Origin of the sequence: Nocardia shimofusensis NBRC 100134, assembly GCF_001613125.1 — a bacterium.
GTDB classification, from domain to species: Bacteria; Actinomycetota; Actinomycetes; order Mycobacteriales; family Mycobacteriaceae; genus Nocardia; species Nocardia shimofusensis.
In genome coordinates this window covers 1-668 of record NZ_BDBT01000074.1, presented here as the reverse complement: position 1 = coordinate 668, position 668 = coordinate 1, and the positions used below count along the sequence as shown (strand labels likewise).

1 protein-coding gene is annotated in these 668 nt (G+C 61.2%); it reads left to right on the top strand.

The genetic code is table 11. The annotated features are described in order from the left end of the window. The coding region (locus NS3_RS28140; RefSeq protein ID WP_174550532.1) for an ABC transporter ATP-binding protein at window positions 1-668 on the top strand (668 nt) is incomplete at both ends.

The window sequence follows — 668 nt, the reverse complement described above, 5'->3', positions numbered from 1 at the left end:
TGGCAGGATGTCTCGATCACGCTGCCCGCCGGTGAGGTCAGTGCCCTGCTGGGCCCCTCGGGTACGGGTAAGTCGGTGTTCTTGAAGTCGCTGATCGGGTTGTTGCGTCCGGAGCGGGGTTCGATCTTCATCGGTGGCACCGATATCACGACGTGTTCGAACAAAGAGCTCTACGAGATCCGCAAGCTGTTCGGGGTGTTGTTCCAGGACGGCGCGTTGTTCGGGTCGATGAACCTGTTCGACAATGTGGCGTTCCCGCTGCGCGAGCACACCAAGAAGTCCGAGTCCGAGATCCGGCAGATCGTGATGGAGAAGCTGGAGCTGACCGGTCTGCTGGGGGCCGAGGGCAAGCTGCCCGGGGAGATCTCCGGTGGTATGCGCAAACGTGCCGGGTTGGCGCGTGCTCTGGTGCTGGACCCGCAGATCATCCTGGTCGACGAACCGGACTCCGGTCTGGACCCGGTGCGTACCTCGTACCTGAGCCAGTTGTTGATCGATATCAACGCTCAGATCGACGCGACGATCCTGATCGTGACCCACAACATCAACCTGGCGCGTACGGTGCCGGACAACATCGGCATGTTGTTCCGCCGTCAGTTGGTGATGTTCGGTCCGCGTGAGGTGTTGTTGACCTCGGAGGAGCCGGTGGTCAAGCAGTTCCTCAACGG